2 protein-coding genes are annotated in these 5,087 nt (G+C 46.2%); both read right to left on the bottom strand.

Annotated elements, in window-relative coordinates; genetic code table 11:
• A partial coding sequence (locus KDK16_RS08125; RefSeq protein ID WP_257275538.1) for a hypothetical protein occupies positions 1-4,480 on the bottom strand: 4,480 nt, incomplete at its 3' end.
• 353 nt (positions 4,481-4,833) lie between these two features.
• A partial coding sequence (locus KDK16_RS08120) for a hypothetical protein (protein WP_257275537.1) occupies positions 4,834-5,087 on the bottom strand: 254 nt, incomplete at its 5' end.

Raw genomic sequence — 5,087 nt, 5'->3', positions numbered from 1 at the left:
TCAATGCGCCCTCAATCTTTATCTGACTGAAGCTTGTCTCTCTGGAGGCCATGCTGCGTAACAACCGGTTCACAGGTTCCATTTGGGGCCAGCCGGCCGGGTGATGGTTGTGTAATTGCATCCCGATTAATAATTGGTAGGCCAGCGGTATACCGGCAATGGCGGCTGGTAGCAGCAGCTCGAATGCTTTTTCATAGATCTTGAGCGCTTCTGATTTTCCAGACGGGAGTTTTTGGTTCAGGATGAACAACGCCTGAACCAGTTGTGCATAGGGGAAGTGGTTCTCATAAGCGGCCTGTTCCAGTCCTGTGCGCTGCTGACTGCCGAGGGTATTAGCCAGATTGATGCTGATGACCGGCTGGTCACCGGATGTATCTACAGAAACTCCGGAACAGGCCAATATTTGCAGGGTTTTTGTTTTTCCGTCCTCCAGTTGATTTTGCAATGTACCGAGTTTTGTATTGGGCGTAGGGTTTTCTTCAGAGCTTTCGCAATGTTGTGTCTTAATTGCCCTGTTCAGCTCACCCGAAAAGTTATGATTAACCTCCGTAAGCCAGTTTGATATTTCTATGGACTGAGACAAAGCCGTTTCAAAATCGATCATATTTGAGACAGACTTTTGGGCAGCGGCTTCTTGCTTTCTTTCTTTTGAGCGTTCAACAGGATCAGGTGCTGTTTTCTTATTATTATGGGCTACCGTAGATTGTTGATCATCAGGGTTTACTGCTACTTCGATATCGTTCTTTTCCGGTGCAGTTGCATGGTTGCTTATTTCTGGTTGGATCGTTTTTTTCTGTTTGTTTTTCTTTTTCTTTTTCTTTTTCTCCTTACAGGAACCTGGAGCCAAATCCTCTGTTTTCAGCCCCAGATCTTCAACATGGGTGATGGTGGCGACGGCTGCATGTTCATCAATGGTGTTTTGCCCCGATGCACTTTCAGCTGAAGGTTCGACGGCACCGGGTGCTGTTATTTTGGTTTGCGCTGCAACCATCGTAGGTTGCTCACTGGCATTATTTTCTGCCTTAATATTGCTTTCCTGTTTATTGTCAGGTTTTGGCTTGATATAGGGATGCAGAAATTCGGGTAACCTGAATGATTCTGACAAATCGCCGAACAGTGATCGTTGAATAATTGCCTGAACCTGTTGCTCAGTGTCACTCGCTAGCATGATTTTTAATGCATTTTCAGCATTTTGCACCCGTCGCTTTGAATCAATACCCGGGTAGGTTTGTTCAAGTTGCGTGTCCCGAAGCAGTTTTTCAACCATAGCGGGCAGGCTCGGTATGAGCAATTTGGAACCCGTAGCAAAAGGTTCTACACGCATAAAATCGAAATAACCTTCAGGACCGGCGGAAATGTCGATAGATAAAATGCGCCATTTTTTTGCCTGACAATGATCGTACCCAATAGTGTTTTCTCGGTTTTTGCCGGGAAAGCAATTGATCTTTAAGGTGTGCAGTAACACTTTGCCTTGCGATTCTTTTGGGCTGGCCAAAACCATAGTGTAAATGTTGTTGCGTCTTACGAAGGTGCCGGGCAGAGTGCGTCTTAGCTTGTCCTCTAAGGAGGCCGAAATCGTTTCCAGTCTTGTAATATCCTCAACTGCCAAATCAATATCATTAGTAACAGGTACCTTGCCAAGTTCGGTGGGTTTAACCGATGATGCAAGATGTTGCCATCTGGCTGAACCACCATAAATAAGAGCATCTTCGGTATCGGATATAATTCTGCGGGCTTCTGCATAAGTTTTTCTAAAAACAGGTGCGAGCACAACGAGTGCAGGAACGACATAGCGGATATCCTGTTTTTTAACTAAAAATGCGCCCTCGGAATAATTTTTTAAATGATCATCGAAAGACTGTAATTTATCATTTATCGTTGATGTGGAGAGGTCCGGAGCTATGAAGGAAATATATTTACTGGCAGAGTCTTGCCAGAAAAAAACCACTGATCCAAGAACGTTTTTGCTAATGTAGAGGGTTCCATCGGGGTTCTCTGTATCGTCGAACGGGTAGCAAACCAAGCCTAATTGATTGTAAAACCTGAACAGGTTATGTCCGTCTTTTTCCCGCATGAATTCATCGGGTGCAGTCAACACCTGTTTTAGCACCTCGCTGGCAGAAGTTATGGATTGGCAGCAAAGGCCTTCCCAGCATAATAAAATATCTTTTTGCCATTGTGGAAACAGTTCCCATAAAGCATTTTCAGACTGACCGGTTCCCGGCCATTCTTTGCCTTGGTTATTTAAGCGGGAGCCGGTCAGGAAGTGAGTGAACCAGGCGTTGTTGTCACTGCGATGAGACAGTTTTACCACATGATTCTCGTGAAACAGGAAGATATGGAGATCTTCAAGCTTACCCAAAGACTGGTGAGGCGAATGATTGTGGTTTTTATCATGGTTATAGCAGTGATATTTCTGACCATCAGGAACGATGACCTGTTCAGGAACGATGACCTGTAAAGAGTTTTGCAGAGCTTTCGATGCCAGCATCATGTGTTGCTGGTTTTTCGGATCAAAACCCCGGAGCATTTGGTCATATAATGTTTCACTTCCACCATCGGTTGGTTGGCATTGACGGAACAAGGTTTCAAACTTTTCCAAAGATGGAATACCCAACTGTTCTGACAGGAAATCCGATAAATAGCCCACTCTTTCAGGCCGAAGCCCATAGATCCTATTGAGAGTAATTAGGTGATCAAGCAAGGATGCTGAGGCGACTGCGTCTGCGGGCGTGACCGGATGGTTCCCATTCCTGGTCGGTGGTGGCGGCTCATTACCGTCAATATTTTTCCTACCGTCAGAGTGACTGCTTCGTTCACTTTTCTTGCCGTTTTGTTCGGCTTTTTTTTCAGAGGGGGAAGCCGGATGGGACTGGGACGTCCCGCTATTGTCCTGACCGCCAGAAAAAGCAATCATGCCCCTTGTAAATGTTGTTGATGGGAGTGATGTATCTGGCTGGAACGCATTTCCCGCTTCTGGCAGCAAAGCCAGTGGGTTTCCGTTTGTTTGATGGGTAGAATAGGGGGGTACACGACCAGAAAAGTATGAGTGGACAGGGTGCCCCGGAAGCTCCCGGTTCAAATAGGTCAGCACGTTGTTCAGTAACTCTGGCCGCTGTTGAACAAACTGGTAAAGTGAGCCGGGGTCGTTCAGAATTTGCTGCCTTACCCGGTCACTGAGGCTTTTTGGCAGGGACGGTGAGCTGAACCCTGAGAGAATCCCCCGCCATTGATAGAGATTAAAGGGTGTATTGGTCACCGCGTCCATAAACAGGGTGGCCAGGTTGAGATGCTCGCTTTCTACAAGGGTGCCAATGTCAGGGCCATCCCAACCGGCATAATGATCCCTGATATTATAAGGGGCATCAGCGAACTGCATTAACAGCACCGGGTCTCCTGCTCCCCAGAAATGGTACTTTCGATGTCGGTCGTTGCGGGCGATGAATAGAGAAGACCTCGACCAGACCGGATAGGTGTCACTGCCGGGAGACGCCTTTTCCAATGCCCAGAGGTTAAAGTATTTCCCGGTGATGAGTGCCGGACCGGGTTTTATCGGAGTCTCAGGAATACCCGGTTGATAAAGCCATCTTTGATCCGACTTTTGGTCTGACAATGGGTAAAGCCAGCGATTATTATCGCAGGCGTGTATTTTTTCTTTGTCGGCTGACTTGCCTTTATCGGGTTCGGCAAACAACTCACCGTGGGAAGAAAGGCAGTGAATAGCCTGATTGACCCGCTTAATGTAGGTGCTGTCCAGAGCGGTGTGCCCGTCGCTGCTTATGGTTTCTTTGTTAGCCAGTTCGGGCAGCAGCCAGGGTTTTTCGTGATTCATCGGGACATCAATAAGAACACTCTGACACTTTTTATGATGGGTGAGTGGATGTGTTTGACAGATAATAGCCTGCAGGTGATTGCGGTGACGTTCCCGCCAGGGACGAAGGAAAAGGGTGCTGGTATGGGTGTCGTTCAGCAGTGTCCATAGTGATAGCCAGACAGACAAAGAATCACCATCAACTGCCTGCGTCTCTGTCGATGATGTAGGGGGTGAGGCAGTGATCTGCCATACAGGGTGGTTTTCGATACAACTGGTTTGCACTGATAAACGGCCTTTCAGTAAAGCGTGATCGATCATCACCGGATGAGGAGTGCAGTCGGGGGCATCACCAAATGCCCGGGACAATGATGGTGGGCCACGACTGAAAGAAGGGTAGGGTACGATGGAAGGAGGAAGTAGTTTTGCTAACAGAAACCACCACAGGTGACTCGACCATTGATTCTTGAAAAAAAGGGATAACTTTTCGGGTGTACCAACGTCGTGTAGTACATGGTAATGGTTACCCAGCTTCAGGTGGAAATTATTGCTTTTAAACCCGGCGTAGATACCCATAAAGCGGATTTCTGGTGCGTTGTAATCTGCCTCACTCCGGGGGCCATCCTGGTAGCTGGCGGCGTGGCCTGTTTGTACCTTCATTGCAATCATGAATAGCAGCGTTAAAAAGAGAAATTTTAACAGTCTTCTGTGACAAACAAGCATAGAGTTGACGTAGATCCCATTTGATAATTATTAATTTGTTAATCAGAGTTGATCTGTTAAATAGCCGTTTTTATTTTCACTGATTGAATGAATTGTTATGACTCCTATGGAGCTTGAGGAAAAATAGCAGTGGGCTCAGGATGTGGCAAGAGTCGCTCTGTAGGTAATGGGCATGACAGAAAATCCGGTTTTTGACGTTCGTCATATATGGAAAAATACTGAGAGTGATCTGACAGAAGTCTTTAATTTACAGACTTGGACTTCTTGGTACTCTTATTGATTAGATTATGAGTAACTCCTTAATGACTTGATATTTTTTTCAGGTCTCCAAATTGCTTGAGATGAAAATTTGCCTTTTGTGTCTCTCCTAAAAAATTAGCGGAAGCGGCAGAGATTGAGTGATACAAGGCTAACCAGCCAGAAAGATCTGCACTGTACTTTTTAAATGCGGTGCTCACGGCCTCCCGGTTATCATCGTACATAACCGTTAGATCGGAGGTTGCCAGAAGTGCTATAAAAGTACTTTTCAGTGGTTCATTTTCTTCAATCTTCT

Source organism: Endozoicomonas sp. SESOKO4 (assembly GCF_024606275.1).
Note: the sequence above shows the minus strand (reverse complement) of the source record. Positions and strands in the feature narration are given on the sequence as shown.